30 protein-coding genes are annotated in these 14,653 nt (G+C 61.4%); 8 read left to right on the top strand and 22 right to left on the bottom strand.

Features of this window, described 5'->3' with window-relative positions; genetic code table 11:
* Positions 1-204 precede the first annotated feature (204 nt).
* From NFG58_RS12765 to NFG58_RS12750, 4 genes are all read right to left on the bottom strand, one after another.
* The gene (locus tag NFG58_RS12765; protein ID WP_348826647.1) at positions 205-681 is read right to left on the bottom strand and encodes a hypothetical protein; all 477 of its coding nucleotides are present in this window, start codon (positions 679-681) and stop codon (positions 205-207) included.
* A 104-nt stretch (positions 682-785) separates the two neighbouring features.
* Complete coding sequence (locus NFG58_RS12760) at positions 786-968, bottom strand: hypothetical protein (protein WP_348826646.1); 183 nt, start codon at positions 966-968, stop codon at positions 786-788.
* An 8-nt stretch (positions 969-976) separates the two neighbouring features.
* Positions 977-1,285, bottom strand: coding sequence for an HNH endonuclease (locus tag NFG58_RS12755; RefSeq protein ID WP_348826645.1), 309 nt, complete (start codon positions 1,283-1,285; stop codon positions 977-979).
* Positions 1,286-1,287: 2 nt separating this feature from the next.
* Positions 1,288-1,440 carry a hypothetical protein gene (locus NFG58_RS12750; RefSeq protein ID WP_289105843.1) on the bottom strand — a complete coding sequence of 51 codons (153 nt, stop codon included), beginning with the start codon at positions 1,438-1,440 and terminating at the stop codon, positions 1,288-1,290.
* 611 nt (positions 1,441-2,051) lie between these two features.
* On the opposite strand from NFG58_RS12750, the gene NFG58_RS12745 reads away from it, so the two are divergent.
* The gene (locus NFG58_RS12745; protein ID WP_222568922.1) at positions 2,052-2,198 is read left to right on the top strand and encodes a hypothetical protein; all 147 of its coding nucleotides are present in this window, start codon (positions 2,052-2,054) and stop codon (positions 2,196-2,198) included.
* Between the two features lie 13 nt (positions 2,199-2,211).
* Here the strand turns inward: NFG58_RS12745 and NFG58_RS12740 are convergent, their stop codons facing one another.
* From NFG58_RS12740 to NFG58_RS12655, 18 genes are all read right to left on the bottom strand, one after another.
* A complete protein-coding gene (locus tag NFG58_RS12740; protein WP_348826644.1) occupies positions 2,212-2,688 on the bottom strand; it encodes a 3TM-type holin in 477 nt (158 codons plus the stop codon).
* A gap of 104 nt (positions 2,689-2,792) precedes the next feature.
* Positions 2,793-3,107, bottom strand: coding sequence for a hypothetical protein (locus tag NFG58_RS12735; protein ID WP_348826512.1), 315 nt, complete (start codon positions 3,105-3,107; stop codon positions 2,793-2,795).
* Between the two features lie 37 nt (positions 3,108-3,144).
* Positions 3,145-3,648, bottom strand: coding sequence for a lysozyme (locus NFG58_RS12730; RefSeq protein ID WP_348826511.1), 504 nt, complete (start codon positions 3,646-3,648; stop codon positions 3,145-3,147).
* Positions 3,649-3,914: 266 nt separating this feature from the next.
* Positions 3,915-4,556: a hypothetical protein gene (locus NFG58_RS12725; RefSeq protein WP_348826643.1), complete on the bottom strand. Its 642-nt coding sequence runs from the start codon at positions 4,554-4,556 to the stop codon at positions 3,915-3,917.
* A gap of 234 nt (positions 4,557-4,790) precedes the next feature.
* Positions 4,791-5,132, bottom strand: a complete 342-nt coding sequence (locus tag NFG58_RS12720; protein ID WP_108133142.1) for a DUF1064 domain-containing protein — start codon at positions 5,130-5,132, stop codon at positions 4,791-4,793.
* On the bottom strand, positions 5,129-5,431 hold the full coding sequence (locus NFG58_RS12715; RefSeq protein ID WP_348826642.1) for a hypothetical protein: 303 nt from the start codon (positions 5,429-5,431) through the stop codon (positions 5,129-5,131). The genes NFG58_RS12720 and NFG58_RS12715 overlap by 4 nt, the downstream gene beginning before the upstream one ends.
* Positions 5,428-5,655, bottom strand: coding sequence for a hypothetical protein (locus NFG58_RS12710; RefSeq protein ID WP_222569782.1), 228 nt, complete (start codon positions 5,653-5,655; stop codon positions 5,428-5,430). The genes NFG58_RS12715 and NFG58_RS12710 overlap by 4 nt, the downstream gene beginning before the upstream one ends.
* Positions 5,648-6,040 carry a DUF968 domain-containing protein gene (locus tag NFG58_RS12705; protein WP_348826641.1) on the bottom strand — a complete coding sequence of 131 codons (393 nt, stop codon included), beginning with the start codon at positions 6,038-6,040 and terminating at the stop codon, positions 5,648-5,650. The genes NFG58_RS12710 and NFG58_RS12705 overlap by 8 nt, the downstream gene beginning before the upstream one ends.
* Positions 6,041-6,233: 193 nt before the next feature.
* On the bottom strand, positions 6,234-6,440 hold the full coding sequence (locus NFG58_RS12700) for a hypothetical protein (protein ID WP_222569785.1): 207 nt from the start codon (positions 6,438-6,440) through the stop codon (positions 6,234-6,236).
* Positions 6,437-6,892 carry a recombination protein NinB gene (locus tag NFG58_RS12695; RefSeq protein ID WP_348826640.1) on the bottom strand — a complete coding sequence of 152 codons (456 nt, stop codon included), beginning with the start codon at positions 6,890-6,892 and terminating at the stop codon, positions 6,437-6,439. Before NFG58_RS12695 ends, NFG58_RS12700 begins: the two co-directional genes overlap by 4 nt.
* The gene (locus NFG58_RS12690; RefSeq protein WP_348826639.1) at positions 6,889-7,236 is read right to left on the bottom strand and encodes a hypothetical protein; all 348 of its coding nucleotides are present in this window, start codon (positions 7,234-7,236) and stop codon (positions 6,889-6,891) included. Before NFG58_RS12690 ends, NFG58_RS12695 begins: the two co-directional genes overlap by 4 nt.
* Positions 7,233-7,415, bottom strand: coding sequence for a hypothetical protein (locus tag NFG58_RS12685; protein ID WP_348826638.1), 183 nt, complete (start codon positions 7,413-7,415; stop codon positions 7,233-7,235). Before NFG58_RS12685 ends, NFG58_RS12690 begins: the two co-directional genes overlap by 4 nt.
* Positions 7,412-7,975: a hypothetical protein gene (locus NFG58_RS12680; protein ID WP_108448733.1), complete on the bottom strand. Its 564-nt coding sequence runs from the start codon at positions 7,973-7,975 to the stop codon at positions 7,412-7,414. The genes NFG58_RS12685 and NFG58_RS12680 overlap by 4 nt, the downstream gene beginning before the upstream one ends.
* The gene (locus NFG58_RS12675; RefSeq protein ID WP_348826637.1) at positions 7,972-8,706 is read right to left on the bottom strand and encodes a hypothetical protein; all 735 of its coding nucleotides are present in this window, start codon (positions 8,704-8,706) and stop codon (positions 7,972-7,974) included. Before NFG58_RS12675 ends, NFG58_RS12680 begins: the two co-directional genes overlap by 4 nt.
* A 2-nt stretch (positions 8,707-8,708) precedes the next feature.
* A complete protein-coding gene (locus NFG58_RS12670) occupies positions 8,709-9,608 on the bottom strand; it encodes a helix-turn-helix domain-containing protein (RefSeq protein ID WP_348826636.1) in 900 nt (299 codons plus the stop codon).
* Positions 9,605-10,417, bottom strand: coding sequence for a hypothetical protein (locus tag NFG58_RS12665; protein ID WP_348826635.1), 813 nt, complete (start codon positions 10,415-10,417; stop codon positions 9,605-9,607). Before NFG58_RS12665 ends, NFG58_RS12670 begins: the two co-directional genes overlap by 4 nt.
* Before the next feature lie 58 nt (positions 10,418-10,475).
* A complete protein-coding gene (locus tag NFG58_RS12660; protein ID WP_348826634.1) occupies positions 10,476-10,922 on the bottom strand; it encodes a phage regulatory CII family protein in 447 nt (148 codons plus the stop codon).
* Positions 10,923-10,987: 65 nt separating this feature from the next.
* The gene (locus NFG58_RS12655; RefSeq protein ID WP_045993444.1) at positions 10,988-11,185 is read right to left on the bottom strand and encodes a helix-turn-helix transcriptional regulator; all 198 of its coding nucleotides are present in this window, start codon (positions 11,183-11,185) and stop codon (positions 10,988-10,990) included.
* Between the two features lie 44 nt (positions 11,186-11,229).
* On the opposite strand from NFG58_RS12655, the gene NFG58_RS12650 reads away from it, so the two are divergent.
* The 7 genes from NFG58_RS12650 to NFG58_RS12620 all read left to right on the top strand — a co-directional run bounded on the left by NFG58_RS12650 (position 11,230) and on the right by NFG58_RS12620 (position 14,648).
* Positions 11,230-11,979 carry an XRE family transcriptional regulator gene (locus tag NFG58_RS12650; RefSeq protein ID WP_348826633.1) on the top strand — a complete coding sequence of 250 codons (750 nt, stop codon included), beginning with the start codon at positions 11,230-11,232 and terminating at the stop codon, positions 11,977-11,979.
* Positions 11,980-12,006: 27 nt separating this feature from the next.
* The gene (locus NFG58_RS12645; protein WP_348826632.1) at positions 12,007-12,645 is read left to right on the top strand and encodes a type VI secretion system-associated protein TagO; all 639 of its coding nucleotides are present in this window, start codon (positions 12,007-12,009) and stop codon (positions 12,643-12,645) included.
* Positions 12,646-12,940: 295 nt separating this feature from the next.
* Entirely contained in the window at positions 12,941-13,132 is a 192-nt protein-coding gene (locus NFG58_RS12640; protein ID WP_348826631.1) for a hypothetical protein, read from the top strand.
* A 12-nt stretch (positions 13,133-13,144) separates the two neighbouring features.
* Positions 13,145-13,423 (top strand): hypothetical protein, encoded by a 279-nt coding sequence (locus NFG58_RS12635; RefSeq protein ID WP_348826630.1) that lies wholly within the window; start codon positions 13,145-13,147, stop codon positions 13,421-13,423.
* Between the two features lie 478 nt (positions 13,424-13,901).
* On the top strand, positions 13,902-14,069 hold the full coding sequence (locus NFG58_RS12630; RefSeq protein WP_213226956.1) for a hypothetical protein: 168 nt from the start codon (positions 13,902-13,904) through the stop codon (positions 14,067-14,069).
* A gap of 85 nt (positions 14,070-14,154) precedes the next feature.
* The gene (locus tag NFG58_RS12625) at positions 14,155-14,400 is read left to right on the top strand and encodes a hypothetical protein (RefSeq protein ID WP_348826629.1); all 246 of its coding nucleotides are present in this window, start codon (positions 14,155-14,157) and stop codon (positions 14,398-14,400) included.
* The gene (locus NFG58_RS12620; RefSeq protein ID WP_348826628.1) at positions 14,397-14,648 is read left to right on the top strand and encodes a hypothetical protein; all 252 of its coding nucleotides are present in this window, start codon (positions 14,397-14,399) and stop codon (positions 14,646-14,648) included. The genes NFG58_RS12625 and NFG58_RS12620 overlap by 4 nt, the downstream gene beginning before the upstream one ends.
* Positions 14,649-14,653: the final 5 nt, after the last annotated feature.

Raw genomic sequence — 14,653 nt, 5'->3', positions numbered from 1 at the left:
GAGAGTTTGAAGATGTCCCCGCTCCATGTAAGTGCGATAACCGGCTCTGACCACGTGCCAGGTTTGCTGTAAGGCCGCCTTTCGCTTGCCAGTATCCATTCGCTCATCGCGCCACCTATACTTTGAACCTGAGAGTACTGAAGCGTTACGCCAGGCATTCATCGCGCTCAGGCCGTCGCATCAACTGCTATTCATAATACCGTCTCAGTGCATTGGTCGCGCAATCAGGTCGTCGGCAGCGCTCATGGTTCGTTGCGCCTCGGCATGCAGCCCGTTGCGTTTCTTCTGGTCGCGTGATTCGCCCTGAGTAGCCCGGGCATGGATTTGCAGAGAGCGGGATAGGGACAGCGCCTGCGCGGAAAGGTCGGTCAGGATCTTGTGGACTGGATGGATCTTCGACACACCGGCCTGGTCGGCCATCAGGCGCGTCTCATCCTCAGCCACCTTGGTGTAATGCTCGATGTCGGCGTTCACCCTGGCCAGATGGGCAGCCAGCACCAGATCGCCAGGCGTCCACGAGTCGGCGGCGCGGGTCTGCATGATGGCGTCCCAGAACGGCCGGGCCGCTGTCGGCAGGTGAACGTGCTTCGGCGGCTCGATGATTCCGGCCGCCGCTGACGCAACCGCCGACTGAGCGGCAGCCGCGCTGTCGCTACGCTTGCGGCGGTTACTTTTCGTCATGTTGTCAAGCCTAAATATGAGAAAAACTGGGTTAGCGATGAAAGAAGACTTCGGCGGCGGTCTTCTGTACCTTGCTGGGAACTTTCGACCCTCCCCCTCCCGTCTCAATCGCTCATGTAGTGCTCCAGAAGGGCTGCACAGTCGTCGCCATAGGTAGGCTCGGACCCATCCTCCTTCTCCTTCTGGTGACGCAGTACAGTCGCTGTGATGTCCTCGAAGGCATCCGGGTCGTTCATGTACTCATCCATCCAGCGGTTGAAGGCTGCGGCTACTTTTGACTTGTCCATCTGCTTCCTCACTTCATCCAGTGGTGACCAGGGTCGAGCGGCCATCCGTCCTCTCCGCATCCTGGCAGTTGCCCCGTCTTCTCTTGGCTCTGCTTTGCACTGTCATGGCAGTGTTTGCACAGGCTCTGGAGATTGCCGGGGTCATAGAACAATGCCTCGTCACCCTTGTGCGGGATGATGTGGTCGGCGATGCCGGCGGCGGTGACTCTCCCCATCTGCTGGCACAAGCGACACAGCGGCTCGTCTCGCAGCTGTGCAGCGCGGAGTCGATACCATGCTTTGGTGTTGTACAGGCGGCGCCAGGGGCGTTCCTTCATGGTCACCTCGCAGGCGTGCCATCCAGGTAGGTGGTAGGGGGATCGTCGGGGTCAGCCTCGTCGGCCAGGGCTTGGATCAGCAGGGCCAGTAGCTCGTTGGTTCGCTTCTGCTCCAGCAGTATCTCGCGGAGCAAAGAGTCGCTTGGCTCGCTCATGGGCGATGGCCCTCCACTTCTTTATGCGCTCACGTCGAGCGGCACAGCCTGAGCATGCCATGCTGACCTCATCGAATAGGGACCGCCTGAGCTTTCTCAGGCGGCTGGTACGGAGTGCAGCGCTTCACAGCGTCCGCCCTTGGTAGGTGGGGACCACCTCCGGGTGCTGCAGGGTGTTTAGCGTGCTGAGCTAGGGCCTGGGTGGGTACGGAGCGACCGCTAAGCTCAAGCGTCTTACATCAGCCTTGGGCATGGGCGTGCATCGAAACCGTTGCTATACCGATGAGTAGGCTGTTGCCATAGGTTCGTTCTCAGCATACTCTGCCACCGCCTTAGTCGATCTGTAGGAGACCTGGAGGTGGACAAGTATTTGGTCGAGAGCTACCTAACCGCTAAGAGCCGGCGGGTCCGGTGGGCGGTAGTTAAGCTTTCTCAGCACTACAATGAAGAGTCAAGAGAGGTTGTTTCGCGGCACGTCCTGGAAGAAGATGCTCGTGCCGAAGCGGCAGCCCTAGCGTTCAATGTGGAGCCTGCCACCTAGGCTATGCTAGGGGTGACCCTTGTGATTGCGAGGTAGCTCCACAATGCCTGCTAGATTTCAGGTTCGCTCAGTGCTCACTGACCCCGACAGCACTAAGGTCGATTACTGGCAGGTGGTCGATACGCACTTGAACGACGACGTCATTGCTTCTTACCACGACTGCGAAGCAGCTGAACGAGAAGCCGAAAAACTCAACCGCGATAGCGAGGCTGACTGAATAGCTGTCGGGCTCACTTTGTTCTGATTGCATCCATGAACGTGCGGGGCTGCTGCCCACGCTCGAGCGCCTTGTTTACGGTGCGCTGGCGGACGTTGATGCCCAGGGCGGCGCCCATGGTCACGAATAGCCAGATCAGCATGCCAGTGAACTCGGGATCACCCACGACCGTGGGGTCGATCACTATGGTGTAGGCCATAACGGCGGACAGTGAGCCCAGGGAGAAGGCGAACACCCAGCCCAGGGCAGGGCGCCACCCGCTCTTAAACCAGCCCTCGTGCTCCAGTTCGGCACGCATGGTGCGCTGTGTCTCGGTCAGTCGAGCCGTCTGCTCGGCGGCAGCGGCCTTCTCAGCCTCGAGGCGCATAGCCTCCAGTGCCTGGCGATGCTCGTTGTTGAGGCGGACCAGCTCAGCACGCTTGGCAGGATCCTGAGTCGCTGCCACCAGTGCAGCAGGATCGTTCTCGATGCCCAGCGCAGAAGTAACCATGAGAGACGCACCAGCTGCGGCGCCGCCCACAGCAGGACCGCCAAGCGCAGTAGCCACGGCAGGCGCGTACTTGGCGACTTCTTCAACGGCTGATCTCCAGTTCATCACCGGTTCTCCAGGCGCGACACCCGGGCACCCAGGGCATCGATGCGGCTGTTGATCTGATCGCGGTACATGGCCGCGTCGTTGATCGTCATGTAGTCGTTGCCGACCTCTCGCAGATCAGCACGAAGCTGTTCCGTCAGGGCGATCAGTTGACTGATGCGCTCGTCCTGGCGAGCTGATGTCTCGATCAGGGTCAGGGTGGTGTTGCCTGACCAGGCGAGCAGGCCGACGACGAGGGCTAAGAGCACGGTTTGAACGTGCCTCTCGAGGATAGGCTTGGCCTTCAAGGCAGTATCGGGACTCGTTTCAGACATCCCGCCTCCTGGGTGGGCCTGCGTATGGGAATAGGGATCAGGGCCGCGAGACTCTGACGGTCTCGTCAAGCCAATGGAACTGGACGCTCTCAGGCGTCAGGAATAGATCGCGCTCTGCCGCTCGGCGCCGGGTCAGGCCAGCCAGTACGCGGCCGCCGGCTTTGTTCCAGCGGGGAAGCTCGTCAGCGGCGCCACGGTAGTCGCAGGCATTCAGCTTGCGCAGCAGGGTAGAGGTCTCGAGGGCGCCAGGGCCGACGTTGTAGGTGAACGAGACCAGAGCGTCGAACTGGTTCTGGTTGAGCGGCACGGCCACCAGGCGCTCGACGTCGTCCTCGAACCGGGCAACGTCATGGCGGAGTAGGGCGAACGCCTCATCCTCGGTGATCGTGTCTCCGGGCTGTACGCGGGAGCCATCGGGGTACCGGGTCGTGCCCAGGCCGATGGTCCAGGGATGGCCGCCGGTACCGGGGTCGGGGTACGCCTCAAGCTCGAGGCCCTCGAACTCGGCGACCAGGTTCAGTCCGCGCTGGCTGGTCTTCATGGCGGCACCTCGGGGAATAAAACAGCCCGCAGGAACGGGCAAAGACACCAGGTGGCGGCGTCATCACGGGAAAGGTGCCGCCCACTCGATGGCGAGGGACAGGGCTCGCAGGGCGGCATAACGAACTACGCCCCGGCGGGAGGCCAGGGCGCAGGAACGAAAAAGCCCCGCCGGTGAGGGCGAGGCTTTGAGATGTGTTAGCTGTTTGGGCAAAGCCGTCCAGCTTGGGAATAGACTAGTCCACTTTGCCTACCATGGCAATATCTTTACCCGACTTTTCTCAGACTTTTGGGGATGTAGCACTGCTTTTCGAGAGACTCCAGGCCCGAGAAGTCCAGCTCCCTGATTACCTCCTGGAGCAGATCCCATGGGCCCGACCACTGCTTGCCCCAGTTCTTGAGGTCGAGCGACTGCCCATGCTTGCCGCGAATCCACTTGCCGATCTTCCAGGGCTCGTTGAGCGTGCGGCCTTCCTCCCGCCCTTTGAAGTCGACCTTCTCCTGGATGCCCGACATCAGTACCCACTGGCGCTCGATTGCGGCCAGTGCCACCCAGTAGAGCATGCGCTGTCTGGCCGGGGCCCAGCGCGGGAAGCCAGGCATCCGCTGCGTGGCAATCTGGGAAACAGCCAAGGCTGCCTGAATCGTCGCGTTTTTGTAGGAGGCATCGCTGAGCACGCCGCGACAGTTCAATGCGTCTCCCACATGGCGCTGCGGCGCCGGCAGGGATTCGATGCAGCTGTGGACTCGCGCATAGTCGGCGAGCAAGCCCGCCCCAACGCCGCCCTTGGCGCCGGGATTGATGTCACAGCCCTGCTCGAGCCTCGCGACGATGATCTCGTGCTGGCTGCGCATGCCGTCATCTCGTGCCAGCGCCCAGGCCATGCGTGTGTCTTTGGTGATGGTCATGCCGCGCTCTCCCGTTTTGCTCGTGCTTTGGCTTCGTTCGCCGTGCGGTGCTCGCTGATGCTTTGAAACCCTCGCCAGAGGGTGTATCGGTCGACGCCGCCGTGAGTCGTCTTGCAGATCACGAATTCGCCGCTTTGGATCGAGTAGGCGCTTTTCCGTGACCACTTCACGACCGGCGCCTCGGGTCGTTGTTGTGGTAGCGCCGATCTGGCGGGCGCTCGCTCTGCTTGTCGCTCACTCGAACACCTCCTCGGACCAGCCGCCGCCATCCTTCTTGCGGCGCTTCATGACCGCGATGAACCGGAAGGGGTAGAGGTCGGCGGCAATCTTGATCTTTGCCCGGGCATCGTCCCGCCAGAAGCCCTTGACCTCGTGACACTCCATCAGCCCATCAGCTCGCATTACCGCGAAGTCGGGTGAGTAGAAGGTGTTGTCTGCGAGACGCAGCTTGAGTCCTTCGAAGCGGTACCAGGCAATCTCGCCGGCAACGCGCTGCTGTTCGAGCAGGGCGGCATAGGCCGCCTCTGTCTGGTTCATCCTTCCGGCCTTCATGCGGCCCAGGGCTAGATCGCTCATTGCTCCAGCTCCTGGGCGCGCTTGGCGCTCGCCACGATGTCGGCCAGATCCTGCTCGCGGGTCTTGTGGCCCCGTTCGCCGGGCTGCAATGACTTCTTGATGAGGTGTTGCAGCGCTGGATTGTCGACGGCCCAGGCGGCGAGGACATCGTAGACATCAACCCACACGCCAGGCTTGATCTCGCGGTGGTACTTGTTGCGCGGCTTCTCATCACCCATGCGGATTGGCCGGGCCAGATCCCTGACGCTGACGAGCGTCTCCTCATGACGGAGCAGGGCGTTGTCGATGTGGTCAGTCACTTGGCATCCCTCCGGCGCATGGTCTCTTCGATGTTGAGAACGCGGTCGTGGTTTACGATTGCCCGCGCGCGACTCCCTGTGGCGATACGCCGTATGTAGCCGTAGGGGCTATCTTTTCCTGTCTCCCAGATGCAGTGCGACGTGGTGCCTACAATCCATGCCAGGTCCACTTGGCTGGCTATTGAGATGCCTCGTTGGACCAGCTTTTTAACGATGTCAGCCATGGGCATCCTCCTTGGCGGCGATGAACTCGAGGGCGTCGGCCAGGGCGCCGACGACGGGCTCGTCTGTGAAGTGGTCGAGGCCACGGTTGATGGTGTCGACTACCCATCCCGCCTGATAAGCCAGTGCTTCCGGGCGCGCATGAATCGCTTCATGACAGCTTCCCGGGCCATCACAGACAGGCATGGTGAAGCTGTCAGGCGCCTTGAGGCCCATCCCGCTCAGCTGCCAGATGCCAATTACGTGGTGCGCTGAGTTTGCCGGCCCACCGCACAGGCAGCAGGGCAGGGACCGGACGAACGCCAGGTAACGCTCACTGCGCCACCGGGCGTCGCTCGACGCCTTCTGTGCTGTCTTGCGGCGCTTCTGCATAGGCTTGCGGGCCATCGGCGCCCGGCTGCGAAGCGGTGTCTTCCGCTGGAGGGCTGATCTCCTCACGAATCCCTCCTGTCGATCCTGTCCAACAGCTCCTGGATGGACTCGCGGGCCCGGCGCTTCCCCTCGCGCTGTGCCCAAGCCAGGGCGGCACAGGCGCCGAGGCAGGCCACGATTGCGAAGGCGAATAGGGCGAATGTCGGGTTCATTGGCCGCCTCGCTTAATCTGCAAAATCTTGAAGATGCACCACACCAGGATTGGCGTGGCTATTGCGAAAATGACAAATGCAGTGAGCAGCACAGGGCCATGGACACCCGCCTGCCATGCCGAGTAGAGCGGGAACGCCCATACAAACGTCGCTACCACCCACAGCCACACAACAAGGCTGTAAAGGAAAATCTCGTCTTTCATGCGGCCTCCCGGTAGGTGTCGAACACAGCAAGCGCCTTCTCGCTCCACTGAACGTCGTTCGCGGCGCCGTAGGCGTAGATCAGCTCGATCAGATCGCTGAATTCCTTTTTCTTCATCCGGCTGGTTCGAGCGCCCAGCAACACCACGCCGCCGTCGATTCCCTTGGCCATCCGCTGGTGTTTGCGGAGCGAGTGCGTGAAAACCTCTTTCCAGTCTTCCGGCGCGGCCCACTCCGGCACGCCATCAATGACAAGCTGCTGCTGTTCCGCGACGTCGCTCAGCATCGGCCAGAGCTTGCGGTTTTGGCTCAGGCTACGAATCTCGGTCGGCCGGCGAAGCACCAGCTCGACAGGGCCTGCTTCCAGGCCCCGGCCAGCCATTCGGGCCGCCATCTGTATAACGCCGCCCAGGTCCCGCAGGGTGGCGATCTGGTAGGTCAGTTCCCGGCTCATGGGCTCACCCCCTCGTCTTCCCGCTCCTCGGTGGTGACTCGGCGAGGCGTCCAGCCGGTGGACTTGACCACATCGCGCCAGCTTGCGGAGTCGTTGTCGTTGACGCGCATCAGGCAGCGTGCGCACCCCGTCGCGCCGTTGGCCAATCGCACCCGAGGCATGCCGGGATACTCCTCGTTTTCCGGCGCCTTGCCGGCCACGGTCGTGCGGAAACCGATCCAATCGTCCTTGACCGTGCCGTCGTCGATCACCTCGACGCGATCGCCGGGGCGCAGCGGCTTGCCTTGGCAGTCTCGGCCCAGCACGCCGGTCAGGCGGTCGTGAATACTGCGAAGAATGCTCATGCCGCGCCCTCCACTGGACTGATGGCCTCAAGGATGTCCCGGTGTTCGAACCAGGCATCGCTGTAGCTCATGACCGTAAGGCCTTCCTCGCACCTGACGATGGCCTGCGGCCTGCCTTCCTGCTCGGCAAGCCAGACAGCCTCGTCAACAGCTGCTGCGGAATCTGTGAAGGTGGTCATGCGGCGGCCCTCCTGCGCATGCTCATGATCAGGGAGCGGCGGCGTTTGGCGTTCTCCCTGGCCCAGCGGCGGTAGTTAGGGCCCAGCACGCCGATCTGCTTGTGTACCCATGAATTGCTGACCTCGTAGCCGATGGCATTGAGGTAGGCGGTGCACTCCGAGCAGTTCATGCCCTTGAAGTCGATGCAGTCGCCCAGGATGTCGTGGATCTCGGCCACCAGGGCTACGTCTTTCCGGCGAAAGGCCCCGACCCGCTCCGGGTTGCACAGCCCCATGTCAGCGGCCTTGCCCCGCACCGAAATGCGGGAGCGTCCCAGCTTGTCGGCTGCCTGCTGGTAGGTAGCGCCGCTGGCAATGATCTGCTCGAGCCTGTCCAGCTCCTGGCGTGTCCAAGGTTGGCGAGGGCCGGCCTGGCGAGTCAGGCCCAGGTCCCACGCCTTGTGGTTGACGGAGCTCTTGGTCCGCCCAAGCTCCTCGGCGATGGCTCGGTGGGTGACGCCTTCGGCCAGGCGCTGGCGAAGGGTTGTCAACTCGGCCTCGGTCCAGATGCGTCCGCTCATGACCGCACCCCCGCCATATGCTTCTCGGCCTGCTCCAGCACTTCTTGGCGGCGCTTCTCGAAGCGTTCGACTTCCTCTTGACGACGCTGGCGTGCGGCCTCGTCGTTGTGGTTCAGCAGGTCGCGCAGATGGGCAATGACCTTGGCGCGCTTTTCCGGGTCGTATCCTGGCTCGTCTTCCGGGCGAGTCGGCGCGGGCAGCAGGTGCTCCACCTTGGGCGACTCCAATCGGCCCTGCTTGATGGCCTCGTCAATGGCCTCCTTGCGGAGCTCCTTGCTGTCGCCAAGGGTGGGCCACCAGCGAGGCTTATCGCCCCTTGCTTTGGTTGCGGAGACCTCGCGCTCGTAGGCGGCGATGAAAGCCATCCGGGCACCCACCTTGTCGCCAAGCTCCAGCACCGGGCTGGCGGCGCCCATGGCCTTGGCGATCTCGTCGGTCCAGACCACGGTGGCGTTCTCGTCTTGCGATTCCAGCGCTTTGGCCCACGCCTCGTTGGGCGTTAGGTGGTCATCGCTGCTCGCCATGCGCTCGAGAATGGCGGCCAGGGTCAAGCGGCCAGACAGCTCTGAGCGGCACCGGGCCAGAGCCTGCTCGACTTCACCGCGCTCCCGGTCCTTCAGGTCACGGATCATCAGCGACGCGGCGGCGGGCTTGATTTCGCTGCCCAGCACTTCGGCGGTGGCGTAGAGCTGTTCGAGAAGTTGTTCGGCGTCCTGTCGTGTCAGCGGCATGGTCATTCCCCCCAGTTGCCCAGCAGGCGCTTGGCCTCGTCGGCGGCGCTGGCGTTGGCTTGCGTGCCGTCCATCTGGCGGGCACGAGTGGCGGTCATCTGGTTTCCGGTCTGCATCTGCATCGCGATGTTTTCGCAGTCAGCCAGCAGCAGGCCGACGGGGTGGCCCTTGGTGACGTAGTACTGCGAGTTGATGCTCAGGAAATACGCGGCGACGCCGGGGGCCAGGTCAGCACCCACCCGGTCAACCAGTTGGCCAAGCTGCCCGGCCACCTTGGCGTTCCAAATCGGCCAGACGCCGTAGCGGCGGCGGTAGGTCACGGCGTAGTTCGCCCAGGGCTTGAAGGTCTTCGTGTTCTGATCCTTCGGGCCGGGCATGTCCGCAGGGATGGCTGCGCGGGGTTCGTCAGCAGGCTGGCCCTGCTCCACCAGTTCGCCGGTCGAGACGAGGGGCGCAGCCCCCGGCTCTAACCCTGGTTCATTGGAGGGTTCAGTGACAGGTTCAGAAGAGTGACTGGTTCCGGGTGCAGGATTTTCACCACCCCCTGGTGCAACTGTTTCACTAGGGGGTGCAGAATTTTCACTAGGGGGTGCAGCCTTTTCACCCTTCGATCCGTTTAGGGGTGCAGGTTTTTCACCCTCAAGATGAAGCTGGTAGAGGTTGGTTGAGTTGCCCTTCACTCCCTTGCGAGAGCGCTTCGAGACGTAGCCTGACTCGCACAGCGCATCAATGTGATTCATTGCGGAGCGCTTGCTCATTTCGCACTGGTCGGCGATGTGCTGATAGGAAGGCCAGCACTCGCCCTTATCGTTGGCATTGTCGGCCAGCTTGAGCAGCACCAGCTTGCGGCTGGCGTTGCCCACGTTGATGCCGAATGCCTTGGCCATCAGGATCATGCTCATGCTGTTCCACCTTGAACGGACAGGGCGAACTCAATCGCTTCAACCGGGTAAGTTCTTACGGTTTTGTAGAAAGGGTGCGGGGCAAGCCCGGTCTCGATGTTGCGGTCCTGGCAGTAACGCGAAGCAACGCGCCCCAGAGCGCTAGCCATCTTGGTGTCTAGGTTGATGCGGTTGCGGGCGCAGTAGTCTGCAACGGTCGAGAACTCGGGCTCGGCATTGAGGCCGAGGGCCTTGGCCATTTCTTTCTTTAGGTCGGCAAGCTCTTTCCTGCTGGCAGCCGCCGCCCTCTCAGAAATTCGCAAACGGCTCTCGCACTTCTGAATCTTGCTTGCGATGCTCACCAGGGGGCCTTGCGGTTCGCGATGCGGCGAGCTCACTGCATCGCAAAATTCTGCCGGAGCGGTGATGCTTTCGACGGTTTCCTCGACGATTCTCCGGCCAGATGCGGGATCCAGCAGCATGGCAATGCGAGGCGGGTATGGCGCTCGGCCAGGCTTACTGGACTTCTTTTGATAATGAGCAATCTGCTTGGCCACTGCCGATTCCCCAATCGAGGATGGGTCCAGCAGTTTCAGCCAAACCCCGAGTCGCGAAAGGGGAAGGAGAATGCAGGTGGCTTTGGTATTGCCGACGTTAATGTGTCGCGCCTCGCGACCGACCTTTTGCGCATTCAGCCTTGCCACTTCGAGACCTCGGTTGTAAGGAATACCAGCGGCTTTGCAGAGCTTGCCGAGCATGACGTACTTGGTTCCATCAAGCTCGATAACGACTTGGTTGCTGGTTTCGTTCGCTTTGGTCATAATGATCATCACCTTTGTGTAGTGAAGCGCCCGGTCTCAGCTCCCCAGCCAGCCGGGCGTTTTGCGTTTAGGCCTTGGCCAGTCTCGGCTCGGCCATTTCCATCAGCTCTGATTCCAGAGCGGTCAAACAATCGATCTCGGCGCGGATGGCATTGCGGATGTCCCGCGCTTCCTCGGCGGTGATCAGTCCGTCTTCCAGCGCCTGGCGGATAACCTGGGCGACAGTCCCGGCGGCGACTTGGTGATTCACCACCAGATCGAACAGGCTGGCGTCCTCGTCGCGCTTACCCTTGGCCACGGCCACTGCCCCGATTTCATCCAGAAACGCCACCAGCAGGCGCATATCCTTGGTGATGGAGAACATCAGCCAGAACTTGCGCAGCGAGATGGGACGGTCGTTGATCGGGTTGCACTGATTCACCAGCACCTGGTACGGACATCCCACTGCTGCGGCGAGGCGCTTGTATCCGTAGTCCTCGGCGACTTCCTGAATGGCTGCTGTAAGTTTGTCCATGTGTATGTCTCGCTGGTGGTGAAACCTGCCCACTGCTGCGGGGCTGGGCTAATCTGTGGTTGTGGTTAAGCGGCGCGCTTCTTGAGCTTCGAATGCATCAGGTCGATGGAGCGGCCAACCGAATAGCTGGGATTGGCGATCGCGCCAGTACGGATGCGATAGATGGTTGAGATGTCGCATCCAGCCTTCTCTGCGACCGCCTTGTAGGTGGCCCCGGATGCCAGGATGGCCTCCAGCTTCTTGGCCAGTTCTTCGCCAAACATGGCGGAGCCCTCTTGGTGTGGGTATATGCACAGGATATGCATTCATGCATTTAAGTCAAGGGCAAATGCATTTGCCGTATGCACTGCCTCGCGGGATCATTGCACTCATGCAAAAAAAGCCCGTTCGAGAGATTCTTCAGCAGCTCATAGCTGAGTCAGGTATGCGCGCCATCGACGTGGCGCGAGAGTCAGGCGTGGCGCAATCGACGCTTTCGCGGATCCTGAACGGCAAGATCGAGCACCCAACAGATCGCCAGATAGAGAAGCTGGCGGAATTCTTTGGCGTGTCCGGGGATCAGATGCGGGGGAGGGAAGCTTTGAAGCCTGGTGCCGCAAGTGTCGCAGAGCACCCGGCATTCAAGGAGTCCAATGTTGCTCCGCCACCGAGGATGGAGGGCTATGTGCCGGTCATCTCTTGGGTGCAGGCGGGCGCGTGGACAGAGGTCTGCAATGTCGACTTCCTGAGCGACGAGATGGTGCCGAAGCCTCCGGCCTGTTCGGACCGAACCTTCGCCCTACGCGTCAAGGGGCAGTCGATGTCTCCCCGCTATGAGCCGGGCACAATCGTGTACGTTGATCCCGAGGTGCTACCATTTGATGGTGATGACGTTGTAGCAGTGCTCACGGACAGCAATGAAGCGACGTTTAAGCAGTACGTCGAGGAGCCAGGCGGTGGCAAGATGCTGAAGGCCCGCAACCCCAGCTGGCCTGACCCTTGGGTTGCCATCAATGGCAATTGTCAGATCATTGGCGTTGTTGTGGCCGACCTGCGTATGAGGGTGCCGCGCTCTTGATGCCAGATTGATGAAGAGGAGGGTTTAGTGCCCAGCAAGAATGCAGTCCTGGCCATAGGCGCTTCCAGCCTGGTCCTAATCCTGGCCACGATTTTTGGACAAGAACCTGAATCGCTGCGCTCAGAAGGGAGTAGCACTTCACCTTCTTCCGCCGCCAAGGGCAGCGAGCCCCAGCAAGATAGCCTACCGCCAACACCTCCCGAGCCGCGCTCCCCTTGGTCGGTCAGCCAGAACACATCCCCCATTGACGACTCGACGAATGTTTGGCTCACCACGTATTCCAACGAGCCCGTGCCCCATAAATATCGCTCTGGGCGCGCTGCGCCTGCCAGACTCCAGCTTCGGTGCATGGAGAACACGACGGCACTTTATATCGAGTTCAACGGGCACCACATGGCAAGCAGTCGTTACCACGATTGGGGTGACGTCGACCTTCGCGTCGACTCTCGCAATGCACGAACTATAGGCATGGACGCATCTACTGATAACAGCCTGCTCGGCCTATTCCGGGGAGGCCAGTCAATTCCCGTCATCAAGTCGATGTTCGGTGCTGAAACGCTGCTGGTACGGGCCACGCCGTTCAACGAGTCGCCCATCACAGTCACATTCGACGTCCGTGATCTGGAGAGCGAGATAACTCCGCTACGCGAGGCTTGCCACTGGTAGCAAAGCCCAGCGAGAACCATCAACCCGCCTCGTTGGCGGGTTTTTTATGCCCGAAAAACAGGCGCCTGCATAAAGGGCGCATTTTTTTTGCCAGAAATATGCATTGATGCATTGACGTAGAATGCATGGGTGCATATATTTGGAAGCGTGGACAGGGCAGCAGCCCACCACCCGAGCTACCGGATGTAGCCGACCCGTAGACCCAGCGAAGTCGGAGCTGGCGAGGCGAGGCCCCAACAGAGGGCGAGCCGCGACCCTAAAGGGTTATCCACCAGCCTTCTCGCCGAGAGGGCTGATGGATGACAACGGACAGGAGAGCACGATGGTAGACGCAGCAGATTTGAAAGAAGACGGCCTCGACATGGAGCAGATGCAGATCGTCATTGAGCGGGCCATGACCGGCCTGCATGGCTGCACGAGCAAAGAGGCGAAGGCGCTCGGCAACATGCTGGAAGGGCTTCGCGACGACTGCGAGATGAACGAGTAGCGAGGGGGCACGATGCACATCACCGAGGACATGGTTAGTCCGCACCACCTGCTCGCCGCCGAGCGCTGGATCAGCGAGAACGGCATGCCGGAGACCGATGCGGAAATGGCTCGGATGGGCCGGGAAGTGGCGCAAGAGGCGCAGCGGGCCGTCGAGCACATGGCGTGCAAGACCTTCGAAGCGCTGGATGCCCATAAGGAAGATCAGAAGGCGGGCGTCGAGACGCTGGCTGGAATGCAGGGCCGGGAGTTCATGCAGGACATCTACAGCGAACTGCGCCGCAGGGCGTGACAACGGAGCCTACGGGCGAGGGGGAGTGATGGCCGGAGCAGATTATTACCGGTGCGATATGTGCGATTGCAAAGCGTTTTATGACGCAGAGCTCAACTACGACCTAAGCAAGCGAGACAGGGACGGCCGCTACAAGCTGGAGAATGTCGGAGACATGAGGGTGTTGTGCGACGACTGCGCAGAGACGCATGAAGTCGTTATCGAACCAAAGGTTACGTGATCCGCTACGCAGTGCGGCCCAGCGCCCCGCCCCGGGCCAGAGTACGGGGCCATCGGGGAAGGGCTTGGCGAGTGTCGACCCAGCACGGTCGGCTAAAAGTGAAGCGCCGTCGGTGCTGCGACTGGCGTATAGCGGCGGGGCCCACTGTACATCGCCCGCCAGGCTCTTCCCCGATGCACCCGCATCACCATCTGTTCCCTGCATTTGCCCGCCACCGTGCGGGCTTTTTTTATGGGCCCCATTCAAGGAGGGCAGCACATGAACCCAATCCGCGAGTTCGCCGTCTGGGCGGTCAGCATGCTGCCCCCTGACGCATCGAACGAGACCATCGCTATCACCGTGATGGGTTCGTTTTTCGCATTCTTCACAGCCCTGGGCGGCCTGGCTGGCCTTCTGGGGTGGATCTGCACGAGGGGTAGGGCATGACACCGGATTCTTGCTGGGTCGCGGTGGCGGCCCTTCTCTACGCCCTGGCATTCATCGGCGCCGCTTGGTGCGGCAGGAGGTAGGTATGAGCGGATGGAGTAAGCACAGCCGTGACATCGAAGCCTTGCGCGAAGCTGGCAAAGAGCCTGGAGCGTACCCGGTCGATGACGCGATCAAAGAGGCCCTGATGGCTGACCAGTTATCTATGGACGGTCTGATCATGGCCGTTGCTGAGGTGTTTCTGAGCAACGGCTATCGGGGCGGCTCAGAGGTCAATCGAGCGATCGAGATCGCCCTGGATCAGCACTACCGGAGGAGGGCGGCGGCATGACGTTTACGACCACTGTTGCCGGCATTCCGTGCCGGTGCCGGGTGACGTTCTACAGCCATGGGGCACCGATGCGCACCACCGGTTGGGGATACGGCGATTGCGATCCCGACGAGCCGGAGGAATTCGAGTTCGACATCCTCGACCGCCGCGGTTATCCGGCGGCGTGGCTCGAGCAGAAATTGACCGACGACGACTACGACCGGCTGCTCAGCGAATACCACGAGAAGCGGGACGCCTGGGCGGCATGAGGAGG

Origin of the sequence: Halomonas sp. RT37, assembly GCF_040070525.1 — a bacterium.
Taxonomy (GTDB): domain Bacteria; phylum Pseudomonadota; class Gammaproteobacteria; order Pseudomonadales; family Halomonadaceae; genus Halomonas; species Halomonas litopenaei.
The sequence above is the reverse complement of the archived record's forward strand: the minus strand, read 5'-3'. Positions and strand labels throughout refer to the sequence as shown.

Coding starts and splice junctions, on each gene's coding strand:
- NFG58_RS12655 (WP_045993444.1), bottom strand. CDS start 11,185: ATGTTTGGCGAAGAACTGGCCAAGAAGCTGGAGGCCATCCTGGCATCC.
- NFG58_RS12760 (WP_348826646.1), bottom strand. CDS start 968: ATGGACAAGTCAAAAGTAGCCGCAGCCTTCAACCGCTGGATGGATGAG.
- NFG58_RS12710 (WP_222569782.1), bottom strand. CDS start 5,655: ATGGCTGACATCGTTAAAAAGCTGGTCCAACGAGGCATCTCAATAGCC.
- NFG58_RS12650 (WP_348826633.1), top strand. CDS start 11,230: ATGCATTTAAGTCAAGGGCAAATGCATTTGCCGTATGCACTGCCTCGC.
- NFG58_RS12685 (WP_348826638.1), bottom strand. CDS start 7,415: ATGACCACCTTCACAGATTCCGCAGCAGCTGTTGACGAGGCTGTCTGG.
- NFG58_RS12765 (WP_348826647.1), bottom strand. CDS start 681: ATGACGAAAAGTAACCGCCGCAAGCGTAGCGACAGCGCGGCTGCCGCT.
- NFG58_RS12750 (WP_289105843.1), bottom strand. CDS start 1,440: ATGAGCGAGCCAAGCGACTCTTTGCTCCGCGAGATACTGCTGGAGCAG.
- NFG58_RS12700 (WP_222569785.1), bottom strand. CDS start 6,440: ATGAAAGACGAGATTTTCCTTTACAGCCTTGTTGTGTGGCTGTGGGTG.
- NFG58_RS12695 (WP_348826640.1), bottom strand. CDS start 6,892: ATGAGCCGGGAACTGACCTACCAGATCGCCACCCTGCGGGACCTGGGC.
- NFG58_RS12675 (WP_348826637.1), bottom strand. CDS start 8,706: ATGCCGCTGACACGACAGGACGCCGAACAACTTCTCGAACAGCTCTAC.
- NFG58_RS12725 (WP_348826643.1), bottom strand. CDS start 4,556: ATGACCATCACCAAAGACACACGCATGGCCTGGGCGCTGGCACGAGAT.
- NFG58_RS12735 (WP_348826512.1), bottom strand. CDS start 3,107: ATGTCTGAAACGAGTCCCGATACTGCCTTGAAGGCCAAGCCTATCCTC.
- NFG58_RS12755 (WP_348826645.1), bottom strand. CDS start 1,285: ATGAAGGAACGCCCCTGGCGCCGCCTGTACAACACCAAAGCATGGTAT.
- NFG58_RS12625 (WP_348826629.1), top strand. CDS start 14,155: ATGAGCGGATGGAGTAAGCACAGCCGTGACATCGAAGCCTTGCGCGAA.
- NFG58_RS12635 (WP_348826630.1), top strand. CDS start 13,145: ATGCACATCACCGAGGACATGGTTAGTCCGCACCACCTGCTCGCCGCC.
- NFG58_RS12670 (WP_348826636.1), bottom strand. CDS start 9,608: ATGAGCATGATCCTGATGGCCAAGGCATTCGGCATCAACGTGGGCAAC.
- NFG58_RS12630 (WP_213226956.1), top strand. CDS start 13,902: ATGAACCCAATCCGCGAGTTCGCCGTCTGGGCGGTCAGCATGCTGCCC.
- NFG58_RS12660 (WP_348826634.1), bottom strand. CDS start 10,922: ATGGACAAACTTACAGCAGCCATTCAGGAAGTCGCCGAGGACTACGGA.
- NFG58_RS12730 (WP_348826511.1), bottom strand. CDS start 3,648: ATGAAGACCAGCCAGCGCGGACTGAACCTGGTCGCCGAGTTCGAGGGC.
- NFG58_RS12640 (WP_348826631.1), top strand. CDS start 12,941: ATGGATGACAACGGACAGGAGAGCACGATGGTAGACGCAGCAGATTTG.
- NFG58_RS12720 (WP_108133142.1), bottom strand. CDS start 5,132: ATGAGCGATCTAGCCCTGGGCCGCATGAAGGCCGGAAGGATGAACCAG.
- NFG58_RS12705 (WP_348826641.1), bottom strand. CDS start 6,040: ATGGCCCGCAAGCCTATGCAGAAGCGCCGCAAGACAGCACAGAAGGCG.
- NFG58_RS12665 (WP_348826635.1), bottom strand. CDS start 10,417: ATGATCATTATGACCAAAGCGAACGAAACCAGCAACCAAGTCGTTATC.
- NFG58_RS12620 (WP_348826628.1), top strand. CDS start 14,397: ATGACGTTTACGACCACTGTTGCCGGCATTCCGTGCCGGTGCCGGGTG.
- NFG58_RS12740 (WP_348826644.1), bottom strand. CDS start 2,688: ATGGTTACTTCTGCGCTGGGCATCGAGAACGATCCTGCTGCACTGGTG.
- NFG58_RS12680 (WP_108448733.1), bottom strand. CDS start 7,975: ATGAGCGGACGCATCTGGACCGAGGCCGAGTTGACAACCCTTCGCCAG.
- NFG58_RS12690 (WP_348826639.1), bottom strand. CDS start 7,236: ATGAGCATTCTTCGCAGTATTCACGACCGCCTGACCGGCGTGCTGGGC.